Origin of the sequence: Nitrospirillum amazonense, from assembly GCF_007828045.1 — a bacterium.
GTDB lineage: Bacteria > Pseudomonadota > Alphaproteobacteria > Azospirillales > Azospirillaceae > Nitrospirillum > Nitrospirillum amazonense_C.
This window is the reverse complement of the sequence record NZ_VITN01000021.1, coordinates 93,920-118,400: the sequence shown is the minus strand read 5'-3', so window position 1 is coordinate 118,400 and position 24,481 is coordinate 93,920. Positions and strand designations below refer to the sequence as shown.

Genomic DNA, 24,481 nt, shown 5'->3' with positions numbered 1-24,481 from the left:
TGTTGCCGGTGACAGTACCGCTGTTGACCAGCACGCCCAGGCTGGCGCCGGTGTCGATGTACAGGGCCGTCGGCGCCGTGATTAGGCCGCTGTTGGCCAAGGTCCCGATGGTGCCGGCATTGTAGACGCCGTAGGTGGCGCCCAGGATGGTGCCGCCGTTCAGCACCGTGGCGATGGCGCCGGTGTTGTAGAGGCCGGCGGCCGTGGGCGCGCCGGCATCGATCAGGGCGCCATTGTTGACGACCACCTCGATGGTGCCGGCGTTGTTCAGCGCCATCTGGCCGGCGACGGTGCCGCTGTTGCTGAGCGTGCCGATGCTGGCGCCCGCCTGGTTGCCCAGGCCGGTGACGGTGCCGGTGACGGTGCCGGTATTGCCCAGGGTACCGATGGTGCCGCTGTTGCTGACACCGGCGATGGAGCCGCCGACCGAGCCGTCGTTGCTGAAGCTGCCCACGGAACCGGCGTTGGCGATGCCGGCGATGGAACCGGTGACGGTACCGCTGTTGGTCAGCGTCCCCACGGTGCCGTTGTTGACCACGCCCGCCACGCTGCCCGACAGCGCGCCGCTGTTGCTGACACTGCCGACGCTGCCGCCGCTGCCGACATAGAGGGCGGTGACGGCAACGATGGTACCGGCGTTGCTCAGCGTGGACAGGGTGCCGCCGATGTAGTTGTTGGAAACGGTGGCCACCAGGTCGGTGGCGGCGCCGATGGTCACGGCGCTGGCGGCCGCCCCCAGGCCCGTCACGTTCACCTGGGTGAAGACACCGGTGTAGCTGGATCCGGCGCCGCCGATCACCAGGGTGCCCAGGATGTCACCCCGCAGATAGTTGACGTTGGTCGCCGCCGCGATGCTGGTGCTGACCGTGCCGCCGCTGAGGCTGGCGACACCGCTGACCACCAAATGGTTGCCCGCCAGGGCCAGGGTGCCGCCGGTCTGGCTGTAGGCGCCGGTGATCGTCAAGGTGCTGGACAACAGGACGTTGGCGCCGCTGTTGACCAGGGTGTGGCCGGTCACGTTGACGGTGTCGTTGAAGGCCAGGCCGCCCCCCGCCAGCACCACGTTGCTGGCCAGGTTGGTCAGGGTTCCGCCGGTGAAGGTGCCCGCCACGGTGCCGCCACCGGTGATGGTGAGATCCTGGGCGCCGGCGTTGGTGATGTCACCGATGATGGTGCCGCTGTTGGCCAGCAGGCCCAGCACGCCGCTGCTGGTGATGCTGACCACACCATGGGCGGCGGTGATCATACCGCTGTTGGCCAAGGTGCCCAGCGTGCCGCTGACACGGAAGGCGGTGGAGGCGCCACCGGTCAAGGTGCCGCTGTTGCCAATCAGCGCAACCCGGCCGGCGATGTCGGCCAGACGGGCGCCGGTCAGCACACCGGCGTTGCTGAAACCGCCCAGGGTGCCGCCCAGCGCCACCAGGACGGCGGCGGTGCCAGCGGCCAACGTGCCGCCAGCCATGTTGCTGACCGTACCCACGGTGCCGCCGCTGCCGACCTCCACCGCGGCCGCGCCACCGGTCATCTGACCGCCGTTGGTCAGGCTGCCCAGGGTGCCCCGCACCAGCGCCCCCACCCCCAGGTCGGAAGCGATGATACCGCTGTTGCTGAGCGTGTCGAGGCGGCCACCCGCCGCCACCTGTACGCCGGCGGTGGAGGAGCCGCGGATCAGGCTGGTGTTGCTGATCTGGTCGATATGGCCCCCGGCCACGGCGAGACCGTTGAGGGTGCCCGCAAGCGTGCCGTTGTTGACCAGGGTGCCGATGCTGCCCGCCGCCGCCACGTAGAAGGCGGTGGGCCCGCCCAGGGCGGCGGTGTTGGTCAGGCTGTCCAACGTACCGCCGATGTAGTCGTTGGCGATGCTGGCCGTCAGGTCGGTGCCCGACAGCCGCGTCACCATGGCCAGGCCCGTCACGGTGTTGGTGATGGAGGCCGAGACGCTCAGGCCGCCCGCCGCCGACACCAGGGTGGCGATGGACCCGCCGAAGTAGTTGACGCCCGCGTCATAGGCGGCTGCCACGACGCCGCCCGACAGCGTGGCGGCACCACTGACTGCCAGGCCGCCGCTGCCCGCGGTCAGGCCCAGCACGCCGCCCGTCTGGCTGTAGTTGCCGGTGACGGACACAACGCTGTTGAGCACCAGGGCGGCGCCGCTGTTGACCAGGGTGTGGCCGGCGACGTTGACGGCGTCGGCCAGCAGCAGCGTTCCGGCATTGAAGGCCACGTCGGTGCCGGTGCCGGTGATGGTGCCGCCGGCCAGGGTGCCCACCTGGGTGCCGTTGCCACCGCTGATGGTCAGGCCGCCGGCCGCCAGGTTGACGATGTCGCCCTGGATCAGGCCGCTATTGATGATGCTGCCGACGCTGCCGCCGGCAGCAACGCGCAGGGCCGTGATGCCGGACAGCGTGCCGCTGTTATCGAGCAGACCGATGGTGGCAGCGTTCAGCAACCCCACCTGGCCACCCTGGATCAGGCCGGTATTGGCGACGGTGGCGATGGTGCCGGCCCCGCTGTTGGCGATGGCCGTGGCACCGGTGACGAGACCGGCGTTGGCCAGCCGGCCAAGGACGCCTTGGTTGGCTATGCCGCCCGCCACGGTGCCCGTGGCGGCATTGAGCAGGAGGCCCAGCACGCCGCTGTTCGCCACACCGGCGGTGGTGCCGGTGATCAGGTTCGCATTGTACAGCGTGCCCAGGGTGCCGAGGTTGGAAACGGCGTCGACGCCGCCCAGCAACACGCCGCTGTTGGCGAAGCTGCCCAGCGAGCCGGTGCTGGCGATGCGCAAGGCGGTCGCGGCGCTGACCGTGCCGGTGTTGACCAGACTGCCCAGGCTGCCGCCGATGTAATCGCTATGGGCCACGGCCAGCAGGGCGTTGCCCGCCACCGTGCTGCCGATGTCAAATCCGGTCAGGTCGTTGGTGATGGACAGGGTGTAACTGGACCCGGCGCCACCGGACACCAGGGTGGCCAGGGCGGAGCCCACGGTGTAGTTGGCCAGGCCGCTGGCGCCGGTGATGGTGACCACGCCACCGGTCAGGGCGGCACTGCCGCTGACCGCCAGCTGGCTGCCGCCCAGCGACAGGATCAGGCGGCCGCCGGTCTGGCTGTAGTTGCCGGTGACCGCCACGGTGCCGCCGATGGTCAGGTTGGCCCCGCTGTTCACCACCGTGTTGCCGCCGACATTGATGGCGTCGGCCAGCAGCAGATCGCCGGCGATGAAGGACACGCCCGACAGGCTGTTGACGATGGTGCCGCCGGCCAGGGTGCCCACCGCCCCGCCCCCTGGGCCACCCACCACCACCAGGTCATGGGCCGTCAGGTTGCGGATGTTGCCGGTCAGGGTGCCGCTGTTGACCAGCGTGCCCAGATTGCCGCTGGTGGCGATATAGAGCGCGGTGGCGGCGGCGATGGCGCCGCTGTTGGTCAGCGTGGCCAGGGTGCCGCCGATATAGTCGTTATCGACCATCAGCAGCAGGTCGCCGCCGGCGGTGAGGCCGCTGGACGCCAGGCCGGTGACGGCGGTGACGATGGTGGCGCCGGTGTAGGTGGAACCGGCCCCGCCGGCCACCAGGGTGCCCAGCGTGCCGGCCAGGTAGGTGGCGCCGGCGCTGACGCTGGCCACGACGGTGCCGCCGGTAATGCTGGCCGCGTCGGCCACCACCAGCTGCCCCGCGCCCCGGCTGAGGTCCAGCGTGCCGCTGGCCTGGCTGTAGGCGCCGCTGATGCTGACGATGCTGGTCAGGATCAGGTCGGACCCGGCGTTGACCACGCTGCCCGCCACCTGGTCGTTCAGCCAGAGGCCGCCGCCGGCGAACACCAGGTTGCCGCCGGTGACGGTGATGGTGCCCTGCGTGTTGGCGGCATAGCCGGTGAAGGTGCCGACATTCGTGCCGCTGCCGCCGGTGATGCTGAGGTCGCCGATGGTGGCGACGATGTCGCCGGCCACGATGCCGCTGTTGGTGAAGCCGGCGACCTGGTTGCTGAACCGCGCCGCGACCGGGCCCTGGATCAGACCGGCGTTGTCGATGACGCCAAAGGCGCCGGATAGGGCGACGGTGCCGCCCACCACGGTGCCGGTGTTGACCAGGCTGCCGATGCCGCTGTTGCTGAAGACGGCGCTGCCGCCGCTGAGAAGGCCGCTGTTGTTCAGCAGGTCCAGGCCATTGATGCTGACGGCCCCAAAGCGGCTGAGAATGCTGCCGCTGTTGAGGATCGTACCGGTCGTGCCGCCGGCGCTGACGCCGGCATAGCCGCCGCTGATGGTGCCGCTGTTGCGCAGCAGGCCGATGGCGTTGTCATAGACGACGCCCTGGCCGGCGGTCATGCCGGCGGTGAGCGTGCCGCCCTGGATGGTGCCCGCGTTCACCAACGTGTCCACACCGCCATTGACGTGGACGCCGATGGTGCCGCCGTCGATGAGGCCGCTATTCGCCAGCGTGCCCACGGTTCCGGCATCAACGCCACGGGCGCCGATGACCTGGCCGCTGCCGGTGATGGACAACAGGCCGATGCGGCCGTTGCCGCCGACGCCGGTGCCCATGGGTGCCTCGGCACGGATCACGCCGCTGTTCAGCAGGGTGCCGATCGTGCCGGCGTTGTCGATGGCGAAGCCGGTGCTGCCCGTGGCCCAGATGGTGCCGCGGTTGTTCAGCAGGTCGATGGTGCTGTTGGTGCGGCGGTTGTTGATGCCCGTGCTGGCCCCCTGGACCAGGCCGTCGTTGGTCAGGGCGCCGATCCGCTCCTCACTCTGGAGGCCCAGCTGGGTGCCGGCCAGCACGCCGCCGGCGCCAATCGACAGGCTGTCGATGGTGCCGCCTTGCGCCAGGTAGATGCCGTTGGCATTGCCGCCTATGGACCCGCTGTTCAGCAGGGACAGCACCCGGCCGCTGACGTCCACCTCGGTGATGGAGCCGGCATTGTCCAGGATGCCGATGGTGCTGCTGCCGTCAACGGCCACGGCGACACCGGCGCTGATGGTGCCAGTGTTGGACAGGCTGCCGATGCTGGCCTGGGTCAGGTTGATCCCGGTGGGGCCGCCGCTGATGGTGCCGCCGTTGCTGATGAGGGCGACCAGGCCGCCGGCGCCCAGGCTGCCCATCCAGCCGGTGTTGACCAGGCTGTCCAGGTGGCCGCCCAGGGCGACCAGCACGCTAGAGAGGCGGCCACTATTGTCCACGGTGCCCAGCGTACCCGTGCCGCCCACGGACACGCCGCCCATGGCGCCGCTGTTGGACAGCAGGCCCAGGGTGCCGGCGATGCCCACCTGGTTGCCGGCGGTGCCGATCACGCCGCTGTTGGACAGGGTGCCGACGCTGCCGATGGTGTCGATATGGACGGCCAGGCTGTTGCCGCTGAGGCTGCCGGTGTTGACGAAGGTGCCGATGACACCCGCCACATCCACCTGGAAGACGCCGCCCGTCAACCTGCCGCTGTTGGTGAAGCTGCCCAGGGTACCGGTGCCGGCCACCGTCAGGAAGCTGGAGGCCAGGCTGCTGACAATGGTGTCGCTGTTGCCGGCCGACGCCAGGCTGCCGCCGATGTAGTCGCTGGTGGCCACGGCCATCAGGTTGCCGCCGGTGGAGATGGCGGCCACGCCCTGGTAGCCGGCGGTGAGCGAGGTGCCGCTGTAGTCGGAACCCGCGCCCCCGGCCACCACCGTGCCCAACGTGCCGGCCAGATAGTTGCCGGTGGCCGTCTGGCCGGTCAGGGAGAAGACGGCGCCGTTGATGCTGGCCACGCCGCTGACGGCCAGCTGGTTGCCCGGGGCCATGGTGACGGTGCCGCCGGCCTCGGCATAGTCGCCGGTGATGCTGATGCTGCCGGCCAGGGTCAGGGCGATGCCGCTGTTGACCACCGTGTGGCTGCCCACGTCGATGGCGTCGTTCAGCGTCAGGACGCCGGACGCGAACACGACGTTGCCGCCGGTGTTGCGAATGGTGCCCTGGATGCTGGCGCCGTAGCCGGTGAAGGTGCCGCCACCGAACGTACCTGTGGATCCGGCGTTGTTGATGGTCAGGTCCCGGGCGGCCAGGTTGACGATGTCACCCGCCACCAGGCCATCATTCTGGAAATAGCCCAGGGTGCCCAGCGCACCGATGGTCAGGGCCGCGGCACTGCCGGCCAGGGTGCCGCTGTTCAGCAGGGCGCCCAGCGTGCCGTCGTTGGCGAGGCCGACGACGCCCTGGATGGTACCACTGTTGGCCAGGGTGCCGAGGGTACCCAACGCGCCGGCCGAGCCTTCGTTGAAGATCGCGGCGCCGTTGGCGCTGGTGATCAGGCCAGTATTGTCCAACCAGGCGATGGTGGGGCTGAGCGCGCCGCTGACCATATTGTCGATGCCGCGCGAGGTGCCGCTGATGGTCCCGGCGTTGGTCAGCGTGCCCATGCTGCCGCCGCCGGCGTTGCCGTTGCTGCCACCAACCCGCACGCCGGTGGGACCGGAGATCTGGCCGTCGTTGATTACAGCCGCCAGCGTGCCGGCATCGACCAGGCCCGTGAACCAGCCGTGCATGATGCCGGCGGTGCCGATGCTGACCAGGCCGATGGTGCCGCCGTTGTACAGGCCTTGCAGCACGCCGGTGTTGGACACGGTGCCGATCACGGCCCCCCAGTTGTTGGCCAGGGCCGAATAGGGGTAGGAGGACGCGATGGTGCCGCTGTTCTGGACCAGGCCGATGGATCCGGCGAAGTTGTTGACGGCGGCATAGCCGGTTCCGGCCAGGGTGCCGCTGTTGGCCAGGGTGCCCACCCGGCCGCCTATGCCGACGAAGACGGCGGTTCGGCCGGTGATGTCGCCCCGGTTGACCAGGGTGTCCACCCGGCCGGCCGTGCCGTAAGGGCTGATGGCCACGGCGCGGCCGCTGGCGGCGATGGCGCCGGTGTTGGTGAAGGTGCCCAGGCTGCCGGTGCCGGCGACATACAGGCCGGTCATGACACCGGTGATGGTGCCGGTGTTGTTCAAGGTGCCCAGCGTGCCGCCGATATAGTCGCTGAAGGCCACGGCGACCAGGGCATTGCCGGCGATGCTGCTGCCGATGTTGAAGCCGGTGAGGTCGGTGGTGATGGACAGGCCGGTGTAGTTGGCGCCAGCACCGCCGGAAACCAGGGTGGAGAGGGCGGAGCCCACGGTGTAGTTGGCTAGGTTGCTGGCGCCGGTGATGGTCAGGTCGCCGCCGGTCAGGGCCACGCTGCCGGACACGGCCAGCCGGCTGCCGTAGAGGTCCAGCAGCAGGCTGCCACCGGTCTGGCTGAAGTTGCCGGCCACGGCGACGGTGCCGCCGATGACCAGGTTGGCCCCGCTGTTCACCACCGTATGGCCGGTGACGTCGATGGCGTCCTCCAGCCGCAGCGCGCCTTCCGTGAAGGTCAGGTCGGATTGGGTATTGCGGATGGTGCCGCCGGTCAGCAGGCCCAGACCACCGGCGGTGTTGCCGGCGATGGCCAGCGCGTGGGCCGAGGCGTTGGTGATGCCGCCGCTGAGCGTGCCGCTGTTGACCAGGGTGCCCAGGCTGCCGGTGCCGGCGATGTAGACTGCGGTGACGGCGCTGAGGCTGCCGCTGTTGGTCAGGGTCGCCAGCGTGCCGCCGATATAGTCGTTGTTGGCGACCACCAGCAGGTCGTTGCCCACGGTCTGGCCGACGACGTTCAGGCCGGTCAGGTCGGACGCCAGCGTGACGCCGGCGTAGCTGGAGGCGGCGCCGGCCGCGACCAGGGTGCCTAGCGTGCTGGCCAGGTAGTTGCCGGTGGCGGTAACGCCCTGGGCCACCAGCACGCCGCCGGTCAGGCTGACGGCGTCGCTGACCGCCAGGCTCATGATGGACAGGGTGCCGCCCGTCTGGACGAAGGCGCCGGTGATGGCGCCGTTGCCCAGCGTCAGGGTGCCGCCGCTGTTGGTCACCGTCTGGCCGGCGGCGTTGATATCGTCGTTCACCAGCAAATTGCCGGCGGCGAAGGTCAGGCTGCCCAGCGTGTTGTTGATGGTGCCGCGCATGCCGCCGGCATAGCCGGCAACGGTGCCGACGGTTCCGGTGCCGCCGCCGGCGATGACCAGCGCGTGGCTGGTGGCGTTGGTGATGTCGCCCGCGATGACGCCGGCGTTGGCCAGGGTGTCCAGCCGGCCGGTGATGGACAGCGCGCCGTCCTGGCCGGCGATCAGGCCGGTGTTGACCAGGGTGCCGATGGTGCCGTTCAACTGCACCGCCGTGTTGGACCGGGCGGACAAGGTGCCTTGGTTGGTGACGGTGCCGATGGTGGCGGATGTGGCCACATAGGCCGCGACGGCGGTGCCGTCGATGGCGGCACTGCTGACCACACTGGTGGTCGAGGCGCCGAGGTAGTCGGTATGCGCCGTCACCAGCAGGTTGCCGCCGCTGACGGCGCTGGTGATGGACAGATTCCACCCCTGGATGGTGGCGCCGCTCACGCCCAGGGTGCCACCCGCCTGGGCGATGGTGCTGACGTCGCCCGCCAGGATGTTGGCGTTGCCGGCGTAGACCGTCACCTGGCCGCCCGCCAGGTCGATGTTGCCGCTGGCCCGCGCCGCGCCACTGGTGGCGACGACGTCCAGCTCACCCGCCGTCTGGCGGTAGTTGCCCAGCACGTTCAGCGGCGCGTTGGACAGGATGGTGGCGCCGGTGTTGCGCAGCGTCTGGGCGCCCACGTCGACGACATCGCCCAGGGACAGGCGGCCGGCGGCCAGGACCATGTCGGCGGCCCGGCTGCGGATGGTGCCGTTCTGGAAGGCGCTGGCCTGGCTGCTGTTGCCGACGATGGTCAGCACATGGCTGCCGGCGTTGATGACGTTGCCGTCCACCGTCTGTTCATTGTCCAGCACGTCCAGCACGCCGCCGACGGCGATGGAGACGGCGGCCAGGGTGCCGGACAGGCGCCCGCTGTTGACCAGGGTGCCCAGGCTGCCCGTGCCCGCCACATAAACGGCCGTGTTGGCGCTGATGCTGCCGGTATTGGTCAGAGTCGGCAGGCTGGCGCCGATGTAGTCGTTCTGGAAGGTGGCGATCAGGCGGCCGTTGCCGTCCACCGTGCCGGCCACATTCATGCCCGCCAGCCCGCCGACCGTGGCGGCGCTGTAGTTCGAGCCCGCCGCGGCGCTGACCAGGGTGGTGGCCTGGCTGACGGTGAAGTTGGCGGCACCCTGCCCCACCACCACGCCGCCGGCGACGGTGGCCTGGCCGGTGACCAGCAGTGGATTGGCGCTGTTGACCTGCAACGCGCCGCCGGCCGCCTGGGTGTAGGCGCCGGTGACGGTCACCGCCGACCCGATGGCCACGGCGGCGGCGCCGTTGACGACGCTGCCGGCCACCTGGTCGTTCAGCAGCAGATTGCCGCCCGCCAGCACCAGGTTGCCGCCGGTGACGGTGATGGTGCCCATGGTGTTGGCGGCATAGCCGGTGAAGGTGCCGACATGGGTGCCGCTGCCGCCAGTGATGCTGAGGTCGCCAATGGTGGCGACGATGTCGCCCGCCACGACGCCGCTGTTGCCGAAGCCGGTGACCGCGCCCGTGAACTGGGCCGCCACCGGGCCCTGGATCAGGCCCGAATTATCTATGCCCCCGAAGGCGCCGGACAGGGCCACGGTACCGCCGGCGATGGTGCCGCTGTTGACCAGGCTGGCGACGCCATTATTGCTGGAAACGGCCCCGCTGCCGCCGCTGATCAACCCGCTGTTGGTCAGTACGTCCAGGCCGTTGACGCTTATGGCCGCATGGGCGCTGACGATGCTGCCCTGGTTGTCGACGGTGCCGTGGGTCCCGAAGGCGCCCACGCCCACGTAGCCGCCGGTGATGGTGCCGGTGTTGCGCAGCAGGGTGAAGTCGTTGTTGAACACGACGCCCTGGCCGCCGATGAGCGTGCCGCCGAAGGTGCCCCCCGCGATGGTGCCGTCGTTCAGCAGCGTATCCAGCACGCCATCGGCCAGCACGCCGATCGTGTAGCCGACGATGGTGCCGCTGTTCGCCAGCGTGTTCATAGACTCCGCCACGATGCCGCGCGCGCCGGTGACCCGGCCGCTGCCGGTGACGGTCACCAGGCCGATACCGCCGCCGCCGATACCGGTGCCCAAGGGGAACGCGGCCGTGATGGCACCGCTGTTCACCAGTGTGCCGATGGTGCCCTGGTTGTTGATGGCGATGCCGCTGCTGCCGGTGGCCCATATGGTGCCCTGGTTGTTCAGCAGGTCGATGGTACTGGTGCCCCGGCGGTTGTTGATGCCGGCGTCGACGCCCTGGATCAGGCCGGCGTTCACCAGGGTGCCGATCCGCTCTTCACTCTGGATGCCCAGCTGGGTGCCGGCCAAAACGCCGGCGGCGGTGATGGACAGGTTGGCGATGGTGCCGCCCTGCGCCAGATAGATGCCGTTGGCGTTGCCGCCGATGCGGCCGCTGTTCAGCAGGGACTGCACCTGGCCGCTGACGTCCACCTCGGTAATGGAACCGGCGTTGTCCAGGGTGCCGATGCTGCCGCTGTCGGCCAGCCCGCCGATCCAGCCGGTGTTGGACAGGCTGCCGATACCGCCCTGGTTGGACAGGCCCCAGGCGTTGCCGGCCAGCGTTCCGATGTTGGAGAGGACGCCGACGGTGCCGCCGGCCACATGCAGCGCCTGGCTGGCGGCGGTGAGCACGCCGCTGTTGCTGACCGTGCCGATGGTGCCGGCGACATGCAGCAAGTCGCTGCCGCCGCCGGACAGGCTGCCGGTGTTGGTGTAGCCGCCCAGGCTGCCCGACGCCGCCACGTACAACTGGGCCATGCCGCCCGCGACCTGGACGGTGCCGCTGTTGCCCAGCGTCGCATAGGTGGTGCCGATATAGTCGTTCAGCACCAGGCCGGTCAGGGTGCCATTGGCCGCCACGCCCCCCACGGCCAAGCCATCGACGCCGCTGAGGTACTGCGCGCCGCTGTAGTCGGACGCGGCGGCACCCGTCATCAGCACGCCCAGGGTGGGGTGCAGGTAGTTGGCCATGGCCGAGAGGTTGTTCACCTGCACGGCACCGCCGCCGATGCTGATGGTGCCGCTGGCGCCCAGGGTGCTCGTGGCGTTCAGCGCCAGGATGCCGCCGCTCTGGCCGTAATCGCCCGAGATGCTGGTGGCGGCGGCCAAGGTGATGGTGGCGCCGGTGTTCCGCACGGCATGGCCGGTGGCGGTGATGTCGTCGTTCAGCAGCAGGGTGCCGGCCGAGAACACCACGTCGCTGGCCGTGTTGACGATCTGGCCCCGATCGCCATTGAGGCCGGTGAAGGTGCCGGCCAGGGTATCGCCGCCCTGGATGCTGAGGGTGTTCGCGCTGCTGTTCCGGATGCTGCCGGCAATGACACCGCTGTTGATCAGCAGGCCCAGGGTGGCATTGTTGCGGATGGTGAGGGCGTTGCCGGTGCTGCTGATCAGGCCACTGTTCAGGATGGTGGCGATGCTGCCGAGGTTGCTGACAGCCACAGCCCCCACGTCACCGGTGATCGTGCCGCTGTTGCGCAGGGTGCCGATGGTGCCGCCGTTGACGCCAACGGCGGAAATGACGGCCGAAACGGTGCCGCTGTTGTCCAGCAGGCCGATGATGCCCGCATTGACGACGACCGCGCCCACCCGGCCACTGACCAGCCCGGCATTGACCAGCGTGTCGATGGTGCCGCCGACGCCCTGGCTGCTGCTGTTGCGGAAGGCGAAGTTGCCGGCGGTGAGGATGCCGCTGTTGGCCAGCGTGCCGATGCTGGCGATGTTGTACAGGCCGGTGTTGGCCGCGCTGATCATCCCGCTGTTGCTGAGGCCGCCGATGACGCCGGTGTTGCGCAGCCCGACCGAGGCGCCGATGGCGTTGCTGAAGGTGCCGCCGCGCTGGTTGATGGTGGCGGCGTTCACCAAGGTGCCGATCGTGCCGTCGTTGCTGAGGCCCGCGTACTGGCCGGTCAGCGTGCCGTTGTTGGCCAGGCTGCCGATGCTGCCCGTCGTGGCGACATACAGCGCCGTCTGGCTGCTGATGGTATCGATGTTGGCCAGGCTGCCCAGGGTGCCGCCGATATAGTCGTTGCCGATCAGGGCCAGCAGGTCACCGCCGATGATGCTGCTGGCGATGTTCAGGTTGCCCACGCCGGCGGCGGTGACGGCCGCCCCGCCGGTCAGCGTACCGCCGGCATGCACCAGGGTGCCCAGGGTGCCGGCGAAATAGTTGCCGGTGACACTGAAGCCCGCCATGGCCACGGTGCCGCCCGTCAGACTGGCGTTGCCGCTGACGTTCAGTTCGCCGCTGGCCGGCTGTATCACCAGGGAACCGGCGGTCTGGCTGTAGTCGCCGCTGACGGCGATGGTGCCGCCCAGCGTGACGTTGGCGCCGCTGTTGACCAGGGTGTGGCCGGTCACATCGATGGCGTCCGCCATCGACAGGTCGCCGCCGACCAGCGCCAGGTCGCTCGCCGTGTTGGTGATGGTGCCGCCGGTGAAGCTGCCCACGGCGCCGCCGGTGCCGCCGCTGATGGACAGGGCGCGGGCGCTGCGGTTGACGATGTTGCCGGCGATGGTGCCGCTGTTGGACAGCAGGCCCAGCGTGCCGGTGCCGGCGATGTAGACGATGGTCCCGGCGCCGATGTTGCCGCTGTTGGACAGCGTGCCGAGGCTGCCGCCGATGTAATAGTTGGTATGGAAGCCCACCAGGGCGGTGTCGCCGAAGGCGTTGCTGCTGACGCCGCCGAACACCGCCATACCGGTGACGCCGGTGACCTGGGCCGCGCCGAAGTCGCTGCCGCTGCCGCCGGCGATCAGGGTCTCGACCTGGCCCAGGGTGGCGGTGTCGGTGGCCAGGCCCGCGAACACGGTGCCGCCAACGGTCCCCGCGCCGGTGACGGTGAGGTGGGCCCCGCCGCCCACGCGCAGGATGCCGCCCGCCGCCTGGGTGTAGGCGCCGGTGATGGTGACGGCGTTGGTCAGCGTGACGTCGGCGCCCAGGTTGCTGACCGTGTGACCGCCGACGTTGATGTCGTCGTTCAGCCATAGCTTGCCACCGGTGAACGCCAGGTCGCTCAGGCGGTTGAGGATGCTGCCCTTGCCGGTCAGGTTCTGGCCGGTGAAGGTGCCGACCAGGGTGCCGGCGCCGCCCTGGATGGACAGGTTGGCGGCCACCGTGTCGACGCCCAACCCGACCAGGTTGTTGTCACCGTTGACCAGGGTGCCAGCGATCACGCCGCTGTTGACCAGGGTGCCGATGGTACCGCCGCCGCCCAGGCCCAAGGCGTAGGCGGCATTGATGGTGCCGGTGTTGACCAGGGTGCCGATGGTGCCGCCGGCGTTGGCCACGCCGGCCGCCAAGCCGCCCAGCGCACCGCTGTTGCTGAGCGTGCCGATGCTGCCGGTGCTGGCCACATACACGCCATAGCCACTACCGCCTAGGGTGCCGGTGTTGTCCAGGCTGGCCAGGCCGGCGCCGACATAGTCGTTCAGGTAATGGACGACCAGGGCGCCGCCCTGCTGCGCCACGCTGCCGCTGAAGCCGGTGAGGCTGGCCAGCGTGGCGGCGCTGTAGTCCGCGGTGGCGGCCTGGATCAGGGTGGAGGTGTCACCCGCCAGGTAGTTGCCCCGGGCGTCCGTCAGCACCCGGCCGGTCAGCGTGGCGCTGTCGGCCGTCAGCAGGTTGGGGTTGGTGCCGATCAACAGGCCGCCGGCCATGCGCAGGGTGCCAGTCACGGCCACGGCGCCGCCCAGCGTCACCAGGGCGGGGCTGTCGATGGATAGCGTACCGGTGCCGGCGTTCACGGAATCGTTCAGCCGGATGGTGCCCTGGGTGATGTGGATGTCGCCCTGGGTGTGGGTGATGGTGCCGCCGGTGAAGGTGCCGATGCTGGCGCCGCCGGCCAGCATCAGGCTGGCGCCGGCGCGGTCGTCGATGACGTCGCCGGCGATCACGCCGCTGTTGACCAGGGTGCCCACGGCCGTGGCGCCGCCGGCGATGTAGACGGCGGTGGCGGCGGTGACGGTGCCGGTGTTGGTGATGTCGGCGCCCAGGCTGCCGCCGATGTAGTAGTTCTGCGCCGTCACCACCACGGCGCTGTTCGCGATGGTGTTGGTCAACGTCAGGTGCGCCAGGTTGCTGGCGATGGTCGCGGCGCTGTAGTCCGACCCCACGCTGCCGGTCACCAGGGTGGCCTGCTGGCCCGGCAGGAAATTGTCGGTGGCCACGCCCGCGCGCAGCTGGCCCGCGATGGTGGCCCGGCCATCGACGGCCATCTGGCCGCCCTTCCCCACCACCAGCGTGCCGGCGCTGCCCTGGACGTAGGTGCCGGTGACATCGATGGTGCTGGTCAGGGTCAGACTGGCACCGCTGTTGAGGGCGGTATGGCCGGTGACATCGACATCGTCATTCAGCAGTAGGCTGCCGCCGCTGAACACCAGGTTGCTCAGCTTGTTCTGGATCAGGCCCTTGGCGGCCTGGCCGGTGAACGTGCCGACGGCCCCGTTGCCGCCGCCCTGGATGGTCAGGTCGCCGGCGACGGTGTCGCTGGGCAGGAAACCCAGGACGCCGGTGTTGCCGTTGACGAGGTTGCCGGCGATGACGCCGCTGTTGATCAGCGTGCCGATGCTGTTACTGCCCTGGGCGCCCGCCATCAGCAGGGCGTACTGGGCGTTGATGGTGCCGCTGTTGACCAGCGTGCCGATGCTGGAGGCCGCCATCAGGCCGGCGTAGGAAATGCCGACGAGGGAATTGTAGGCGCCGGTGATGGTGCCGGTATTGGTGAAGCGTGTGGTGCTGTCGCCAAACAGGGCGACAGCACCCCGGACGACGCCGGTGTTGAGTACGCTGCCCACGGTACCGGACAGCCCGATGGCGGTGACGGCGCTGACGGTGCCGGTGTTGACCAGGGTATCGACGATGCCGCTGAGGACCACGGCCTGCTGGGTCCCGATGACCGCGCCGGCGTTGGTCAGGGTGCCGACGCTGCCAGTCGTGGCGACGGCGATACCGGGAAAGGCGCTGGTGATGGTGCCGCTGTTGGTCAGGGTGACCAGGCTGCCGCCGACGTAGTCGCTGCTGAACTGCGCCAGCAGCGCGCCGCCGCTCTGGACCAGGGTGCCCAGGACGATGGCGCTGCCCGTGCCGATGGTGCCGTTCAGGGTGGCGCCGCTGTAGGCGCCGCTGGTGGCGCTGATCACCGTCTGCGCCTGGCCGACGACATAATTGCCCAGGCCGTCCAGGCCCACCTGGCCGCCGGTCACCGTGGCGCTGTCGGCCTGCAGGGTGTTGGCGTTGCCGATCACCAGCGCGCCGCCCCCCTGCACATAGGTGCCGGTGACGGTGATGGCGCTACCCAGAGTGAGGGCGGCGGCGCTGTTGATGGCGCTGTGACCCGTGGCCAGGATGTCGTCGTTCAACAGCAGGTTGCCGCTGGCGAAGGTCAGGTCGCCCGTCCTGTTGTCGATCAGGCCCTTGCCGGTCAGGCCGGCGAAGGTGCCCACCGTGGTGCCGGTGCCGCCCCGCAGGGTGAGGTTGCTAACGACGGTGTCCACCTGCCCGGTCCATGCGCCGGTGGCGTCCCCGTTCATGATGGTGCCCTGGATCAGGCCGCTGTTAACGATGCCGCCCAGGCTGGAATTGCCATAAAAGCGGAGGGCTGTGCGGGCGCTGATGGTGCCGGTGTTGACCAGGGTGCCTAGAACGGCGCCGTATTGCCCCACTATGGCGATGGCTTGGCCACCGGTCAGGATGGCCCCGGAGTTGACGACGGTACCGATCATCGCGTTATAGCTGGAGATGGCCGTGCCGCTGCCACTGACGCGGATCGTACCCTGGTTCAGCACCGTGCCGATGCTGCCGTAGCTGTTGCTGATGCCGCCGCCGCCATGGTCTGCCGCCATCAGGCCGTTGTTGACGACAGTGCCGATGGTGGCGAAGTAGCCCGTCAACAGGCTGACACTGGCATTACCCACGCCGGTGAGGGTGCCGCTGTTCGTCACCAGGGTGGCACGCGTGAACTGCAGGCTGATGTCGCTGCGACCGCTGATCAACCCCCGATTGTCAATAGTGCCGATGACGTTCGAGCCGCTGTTGGCGCTGAAGATACCGGCACGGCCGGTTATGGTGCCGGTGTTGGTGATCTGGCCGACGGTGCCGCCATTGTTGACGATGGCGTAAATGCCGTAGACGCTCAAATCACCGGGGGCGTTGGCGACGGCGATCACGCCGGCGTTGGTGATGGCGCCGATGGAGGCCAACTGGCCATTGTAGATGGCCGCCGTGTCCTGGTGCAGGGTGCCGGCGGCGGTCACGGTGATGGTGCCGCCGGCCTGATTCTCCAGCAGGCCCAGGGTGTTGTAGTTCAGGATGGGGCGATAGGCGCCCGTGACCAATCCGCTGTTGCTGAAAGTGCCGAGGCTGCCGGTGCCCCCGACCTGCAGGGCCACGGCACCCGCCAGCGTACCGCTGTTGGACAAGCTGCCATAGCTGGCGCCGATGTAGTTGCCGGTGGCGAACAGCGCCAGGTTGTTGCCGGCCACCGTGCTGCCCATGCCGGGGATGTTGCTGCCGATCACCGTGGCGCCGGTATAGCTGGACCCGGCGCCGCCGGCCACCAGGGTGCCGTAGATGCTGCCGACGAGATAGTTGCCGGTGTCGGAGAGGGCGGCGGCCGCGACGGTGCCGCCGCTGATGGTGGCGGCACCGCTGACTACCAGTTCCGCCCCTGTGGCCAGGGCCAGCGTGCCGGTCGCCTGGCTGTAGTTGCCGGTGACGTTGACCACGGTGGTCAGCGACACGGCGGCCCCGGTGTTGGCCAGGGTGCCCGTGCCGACATTGACGGTATCGTTCAACAACAGGCTGCCGCCCGCCAGCACGACGTTGGCCAGCGTGTTGGTGATGGTGCCCTGGTTGGTCAGGCTGCCGCCCGTCAGGGTGCCGGTCGCGGCACCGGTACCGCCCAGGATGGTCAGGTCGTTGGCGCTGTCGTTGGTGATGGCGCCGGCGATGGTGCCGCTGTTGGCCAGGGCGCCCAAGCTGCCAGTGCTGGCGATGTACAGGGCCGTGGGCCCGGACAGCAGGGTGCCGCTGCCCACCGTGATGGTGCCATAGCCGGCGCCGATGTAATCGGTGGTGGCCAAGGCCAGCAGCTGGTTGGACGTGGTGCCGTCGCGCAACTGCAGGTGCCCGTCCAGCGCGGTGGCGCCCGTCAGGCTGCCGCTGTAGGTCACGCCGCCGTCAGCCTGCACCAGGGTGCCGGCCGTGTCGCCCACCATATAGTTGGCGGCCGCGTCGCCGGTCAGGGTGGCCTGGTACTGGCCCGCCAGCCCGGCGGCGCCCGTGACCGACAGCCCGCCGGCCGTGCCCATGGCCAGGGTGCCGCCCAACTGGTTGTAGGCGCCGGTGATGGTGACTGGCGTGTCCAGGGTCAGGGCGGCGGCGATGTTGGTGACGGAATAGTTGGGGACGTAAATGTCGTCGTGCAGCAGCAGGGCGCCGGAGGTGAAGGTGACGTTACCCATCGTGTTGGAGATCATGCCCTTGGCCAGCATGTTCCCACTGGTGAAGGTGCCCACCGTGCCGTTGTCGCCGCCCTGGATGGTGAAATCCGTGCCGATGGTGTCGCTGGCGTAGAGGGCGCCCGTCACCGTGCCCGCGATGACGCCGGCGTTGATCAGGGTGCCGATGACGGCCCCGTTGTGGTTGGCCAGCGCGTAGCCGCTGTTGCTGGAGTTCAACAGGGTGCCGGTGTTGATCAACACGCCGATGGTGCCGGCGTCAGTGTTCATGATGGCGCCCGTGCCGCCGCTGATCACGCCGCTGTTGATCAGCGTGCCGATGCTGGCGATGCTGGCATAGTTCAACACCCCCATCCCGCCAGCGACGATGGTGCCGCTGTTGAGCACGGCGCCGATGGTGCTGCCGGCATAGTTGACGATGCCGTTACCGCCATAGCCCGTCTCGGTGATCAGCCCGGCGTTGGCGATGGTTTCGGCCCTGGCGCCTTGCAGCAGATTGATACCCGTCGCGAACACGGCGGTGCCGCCGATGGTGCCGGTGTTGGTGATCAGCCCAGCCTGGGCGTTATACAGCTCGATACCTGAGGCGGCGGCGGTGATGGTGCCGCTGTTGGCGATGGTGCCCACGGTTCCGCCCGTGTCGACCTGGACGCCGTTCCTGGCGACGACGGTGCCGCTGTTATCCACCACGCCGATGGTGCCGCTACGATCATAGACGCCGATGCGGGTGCTGCCCGTGAGGGACATCAGCCCGCTGTTGCTGAAGGTGTCCAGGGTGCCGAGGCTGCCCACCAGCACACCGAAGGTGCCCGTCAGGGTGCCGGTGTTGGCCAGGCTGCCGTAGGTGCCGCCGATATAGTTGCCGGTGGCGCCCAGCAGCAGGTTATCGCCGACGACGATGCCGCCGACGCCCCCGATCGCCGCGCTGTAGTTCGTGACCGTGACGCCGTCATAGCGGGACCCGGCGCCGCCCGTCACCAGGGTGTCCAGGATGGTGCCGGCCAGGTAGTTGCCGGTGGCGGACAGCGCGCGCGTCGCCACCAAGTCGCCGCCGGTGATGCTAGCCGCCCCGCTGACCGCCAGCGTGCCGCTGCCGCCCACGGACAGGACGCCGGTCGCCTGGCTGTAGGCGCCGCCGACGCTGACCAGGGTGGCCAGCGTCAGGTTGGCCCCGCTGTTGATCAGGGTGCCCGTGCCGACATTGACCGTATCGTTCAACAGCAGGCGGCCACCCGCCAGCACAACGTTGGCCAGCGTGCTGGTGATGGTGCCCTGGTTGGTCAGGCTGCCGCCCGTCAGGGTGCCGGTCGCGGCACCGGTACCGCCCAGGATGGTCAGGTCGTTGGCGCTGAGGTTGGTGATGGCGCCGGCGATGGTGCCGCTGTTGGCCAGGGCGCCCAAGCTGCCGCTGCTGGCGATGTACAGGGCCGTGGGCCCGGACAGCAGGGTGCCGCTGCCCACCGTGATGGTGCCGTAGCCAGCGCCGATGTAATCGCTGGTGGCCAGCGCCAGCAGGGCGTTGGTGGCGGTGCCGCTGGTCACGGCCAAATGGCTACCCAGCGCGGCGGCGTTCAGCGTCAGGTCGGCGGTGTCGCTGAGGGTGCCGGCCGCCAGCAGGGTGGCAACGGTGTCCCCCACCAGATAGTTGGCGGTGGCGCTCCCCCCGGCGGTGGCCTGGATCACGCCGGCCACAGTGGCGCCGCCACTGACCGTCAGCCCGCCGCCGTTCAGCACCAGGGTGCCCGCCGCCGACTGGCTGTAGTCGCCGGTGACGGTGATGATGCTGTTCAGCGCGATGGTGGCCGCCTGGTTGCTGACCAGGTGGCTACCGGCGTTGATGTCGTCGTTCAGCAACAGGCTGCCGCCGGTGACGGTCAGGTTGCTCAGCCGGTTGTCGATCAGGCCCTTGTTGGCCAGGGTCTGGCCGGTGAAGGTGCCCACCGTGCCGCCGGTGCCGCCCGCGATGGTCAGGTCGCCGGCGATGGTGTCGCCAAAGGAGGGGTTGCCGTTCTGGACGGTGCCGGCGATCAGTCCGCTGTTGACCAGGGTGCCGATGCGCGCGTCGCCGGTCAGCTGGATGGCGGTGGGGGCGGTGATGGCGCCGCTGTTCAGCAGGGCGCCGATGGTGGCCCCGCCGTTGGCCTGGATGCCGTCCCGGGTGGTGGCGATGACGCCGCTGTTGATCACGGTGCCGATGGTGGCGCCCGCTTGGTCGGCACGGATGCCGGCCGCCCAGCCGGTGATGGTGCCGCTGTTGGTGATCAGGCCGATGGTGCTGTAGGCGCCGTAGACGCCGGCCACAGGCGTGCCGGCGCCGGCGAAGGCCAGGGTGCCGCCGTTGGCGATGGTGCCCAGCGTACCCCAATACGCCCCGATGCCATAGACGCCGCCCAGGATGGTGCCGCTGTTGCTGATCAGCGTGCCGCCGCCGAACTCCTCATAGATACCGATGGTGCCCCGGATCAGGCCGCTGTTGACCAGGGTACCGATGGTGCCAAGGGTGGGGAAGTTCTGGCTCTGGTTGTGAATGCCGATCGAGCCGGTGATGGTGCCGCTGTTGTCCAGCAGGTCGATCTGGCCCTTGTTCCGCAGCCCGTCGCTGGATGCGCCACCGGCGATCAGGCCCGCGTTGGCCAGGGTGCCGATGCTGCCGCCCACCGTGTTGAGGATGGCGGTGGCGCCAGCGGTGATGGTGCCGAGGGCCTGGTTCTCCAGGGTGCCGATGGTGGCCTGGCCGCTGACCTGGATGCCGCGCCCGGTGGCGGTGATGAGGCCGCTGTTGGCGATGGTGCCCAACGTGCTTGCGTTCGCCACGATGCCATAATTGGCGCCCAGGATGGTGCCGCTGTTGCTGACCAGCGTGCCGCCGCCGAATTGCTCATAGATGCCGATGGTGCCCCGGATCAGGCCGCTGTTGATCAGGGTGCCGATGGTGCTGAGGGCGGAGGAATTCTGGCCCAGGTTGTGGATGCCGATCGAGCCGGTGATGGTGCCGCTGTTGTCCAGCAGGTCGATCTGGCCCTGGTTCGCCAGCCCATCGTTGGCTGCGCCACCGGCGATCACGCCGGCGTTGGCCAGGGTGCCGATACTGCCGCCCAGGGCGTTGAAGACGCCGGTGGTGCCGCCGCTGATGGTGCTGAGGGTCTGGGTGTCCAGCCGGCCGATGATGCCGACGTTGGTGATGCCCCTGTGGGTGGCGGCTATGGTGCCGCCCGCCTGGTTGGTCAGGGTATCGACGGTGCCCGACCGCACGAAGATGCCGTTCGGCCCCAGTATGGTGCCGCTGTTGCTCAACTGGCCGAGGGTGCCGGTGGCGTTGACGCCCACGCCGGTGTGGCTGCCCGCGTAGGCGCCGATGGTGATCAGGCCGGCGTTGCTCAGGGTGCCGATGCTGCCGCCGGCCTGGACGCCCGCCCAGGTCACCCCGAAGGCACCCGACACGGCTATGGTGCCGCCCACCTGGTTGGCCAGGGTGCCAATGGTGCCATCGCTGAGGATGCCGCTGACGACGGCGCCGATGTAGCCACTGTTCAACAGGGTGTCGATGCGGCTGTGGTTGATGATGGCAGCACCATTGAACAGGTTGGTGCCGCTGGACACGACAATGCTGCCGTCGGCCAGGTTTTGCAGCAAGCCGATGGTGCCGTTGATGAACTGGGCGTTGTCGACGATGACGCCGGTGTAGGCGCCCTGGATGAGGCCACCGTTCGTGAGGGTGTTGATGCCGCCGTAGACCTTGATGACGCCGCTGTTCCCGCCGGTGATGGTGCCCCCGGTCCGGTTTTGCAGCAGGCCGACGGTGCCGTCGGTCTCGATCGCCAGATAGCCGCCAGCAATGGTGCCGGCGTTGCTGAGCGTGCCAACCGTGGCGGCCGTGCCGTTGTTGGAACTGGGGCCGACGACCAGGATGGCGAAGGGGCCGCCGATGCTGCCGCCCACCTGGTTCTGCAGCAGGCCGACCGTGCCCCGCACCAGCATGCCCAGGCCAAAGCCGCCGCCGTTGCTGATGGTGCCGCTGTTGCTGAGCGTGCCGATGGTGCCGTTGGCGTTGAAGCCGCTGCTGCCGCTGACCAGGACCAGGCCGGCGTTGTCCAGCGTGCCGATGGCGCCCAGGTTGGTGACGCCGTTGGCCAGGGTGCCGGCGTTGTCCAGGGTGCCGATGCTGCCCAGGTTGGTGGCGCCGTTGGCCAGGAGGCCGGTGGCCTCGTTGCGGAAGCTGCCCAGGCTGCCCGTCGCGGCCACGTACAGGTTGTCGATGGTGCCGGTGTTGACCACGCTGGCCAGCGTGCCGCCGATGTAGTCGTTGCCCGCCAGGGCCAGCAGGTTGCCCGCGTCCGTCCCCTGCACGATCACTAGGGGGCTGACGCCGCTGCTGACGGCGAAGGCCATGCCGCCGTAGGTGCCGCTGCCGGCGGCGACCAGGGTGGCCAGGGCGTCGCCCGCCACATAGTTGCCGCCCACGGTCAGGCTGGCGAGGGAGGCCGCGACCACCCCGCCGCCGATACTGGCCGTTCCGCTGACCACCAATCCGTTGGCGCCCAGATTCAGGGCGCCGGCGCTCTGGCTGAAATCGCCGGTGACACTGACGATGCTGACCAGGGTCAGGGAGGCGCCGCTGTTCACCACGGTGTGGCCGATGGCGTTGATGCTGTCGTTCAGCAGCAGGTCGCCGCCGGCGAAGACCAGGTTGCTGAAGGTGCTGGTGATAGTGCCCTGGCTGTTGGCGGCAAAGCCGGTGAAGGTGCCGACCGTCCCGCCCGTGCCGCCCACGATGGACAGGTCCTCGTAGACGGAGAAATTGTCGCCATTGATCACGTCACCGGCGACAAGACCGGAATTGACGAAGTAGCTGATGCCGCCACCGTTGGTCATCACCAGGGCGCGGGGGGCGGCAACGGTGCCGCTGTTGATGACGGTGTTCTGCCGCGCACTCAACCGCATGCCGATGCCGGAGGAGGAACCCACGGTGATGAGGCCACTGTTGATCAGCGTGTTGATGGCGACAGGGCCGCGGATGGCGGTGCCGGAGTTCGCGACGATGATGGTGCCGCTGTTCTCGACGATGCTGGTGGGATTGGCGCTGACGAGGCCGCCGCCGGCACCGGTGACCGTGATCACGCCGCTGTTGGACATAAGCCCGACCACAGCCTGACTGAGGATGCCGAACTGACCGATGATGGTGCCGGTGTTCGACAGGGTGGCGACGGAACCCCCGTCCACGCGGATGCCAAGCTGTGTGAAACCGCCGCCGGCCGAGACGTCGATCAGCCCGGTGTTGACCAAGGTGCCGATATGGGCGCCGGATTGGACATGGAGCCCGACCTCGCCGCCGGACAAGCTGCCGGCGTTGACCAGCGTGCCGATACTGGCGCTGCCGGCGACGTAGGCGTTGGTGCCGCCGGTGTGCACCGTGCCGGTCAGCGTCAGGCTGCCGGCCGTGCCGCCGACGTAATCGTTGGTGGCCTGGGCGACCAGATTGCCGCCCGCAGTGCCGGCGCCGATGGAAAGACCGCCGATTCCGCCCGCGAAGCTGGTGGCCAGCCCGGTGTAGGTGCCGCTGTTGGCGGCGACCAGGGTGGCCAGCGTCTGCCCCACCAGATAGGTATTGCCGCTGGTGATGCCGGACAACGTGGCATTGACGGTGCCGCCCGTCACATTGGCGTCGCCGCTGACCACCAGCTCCGCCCCGGCGCCCAGCGCCAAGGTGCCATCGGACTGGCCATAGTTGCCGGTGACGCTGACGATGCTGGCCAGGGTGACGGAGGCACCGCTGTTCACCAGCGTGCCGCTGGCGCCGACGGTGATGGCGTCGTTCAGCAGCAGGCTGCCGCCGCCCAGGGTCAGGTTGGCCAGCGTGCTGGTGATGGTGCCCTGGCTGCCGGAGACACCGGTGAAGCTGCCGATGGCGCCGCCCGCGCCGCCGAAGATCATGACGGCGCTGTCGCCGTCCAGCAGCAGATTGCCGGAGATCAGGCCGCTGTTGACGATGGAGACCAGGGTGTTGCCGGCGGCGATTTCAATGGCGTTGCCGCCGCTGGACACGATGGTGCCGCTGTTCACCAGGGTGGTCAGGGTGACGTAGCCGGTGCCCCCCGTGCCGTCCAGGTACAGGGCGCGGGTGGGGCCGGTGATGATGCCCTGGTTGAGCAGCAGGTCGTGCCCGCCGGCGATGTATTTCAGGGCGGGGCCGCCGCCGACGGTGTTTTCGCTGATGGTGCCGGTGTTGGCGATGACCAGGTTGTTGGCGCCACCGCCCATCACGTACCCGGTCGTACCGCCGGTGACGGGGGGAGGGTCGGCGGCCACCGCCCGGCTGGACGTCAGGGCGGTGCCCATGGCCAGAAGGGATGTGCCCGCCAGCAGCAGCGTGCGCGACGCCTGGCCCGTCCTTTTCAGGTCCTTGCGCGCGTCCAGCATCATCTTGCCCATGCCCATTCCCCTTAACCAGCAACCCGACCTTCGCCGGCGCCACCCCCACGCGCCGGAACGCGCGCGGGGGACAACGGTCCCAGCACCTCTGAGTACCCGAGTAACCCCCTCGGTGAAAATTTGCATCAAGATAGTAGAGACATAATCGTCAGGCATATCGGTGAAGGTTATGTACGGCACATAAACGGAAAATGTGGGAAAATACAGCATGGTTATGGTCTTTGCATTGGCGTCATAAAACACCATCATTCTTCAATTGCTTTTGAAAAATGCACAGTTTGGCCATATATGTGCAGCAGATAACGGCAAGATATTCTGACGTAATCTCCACAAATGACTGGAGTGATTTATTCGGAATGCCTGAGCATGCGTTTCCTGTCCTGTGCCCCGACAGCCGGCACACCAGTTTGGAAACAGGAAAGGGGGTGCGCCGGCCACGCGGATCTCTCGCTATGCGCCGCCCGCAAAGCTGTCCTTAAACCGGCCCCGCATCTAGGATTTCCAGCACCTTGCAAACGCCCGGCTGGCCGATCCGGGCCCGCCTCCCGCGCTCTGAAAGGGCTCGCGATTCAGCCCGCCGGAAGATGG

General features: G+C 68.9%; 1 protein-coding gene. It reads right to left on the bottom strand.

Annotated features, from left to right (window positions below; all coding sequences use genetic code 11):
- Positions 1-23,893: S-layer family protein (locus FBZ89_RS24640; RefSeq protein ID WP_145753044.1), on the bottom strand; the 23,893-nt coding region annotated here is incomplete at its 3' end.
- Positions 23,894-24,481 lie beyond the last annotated feature (588 nt).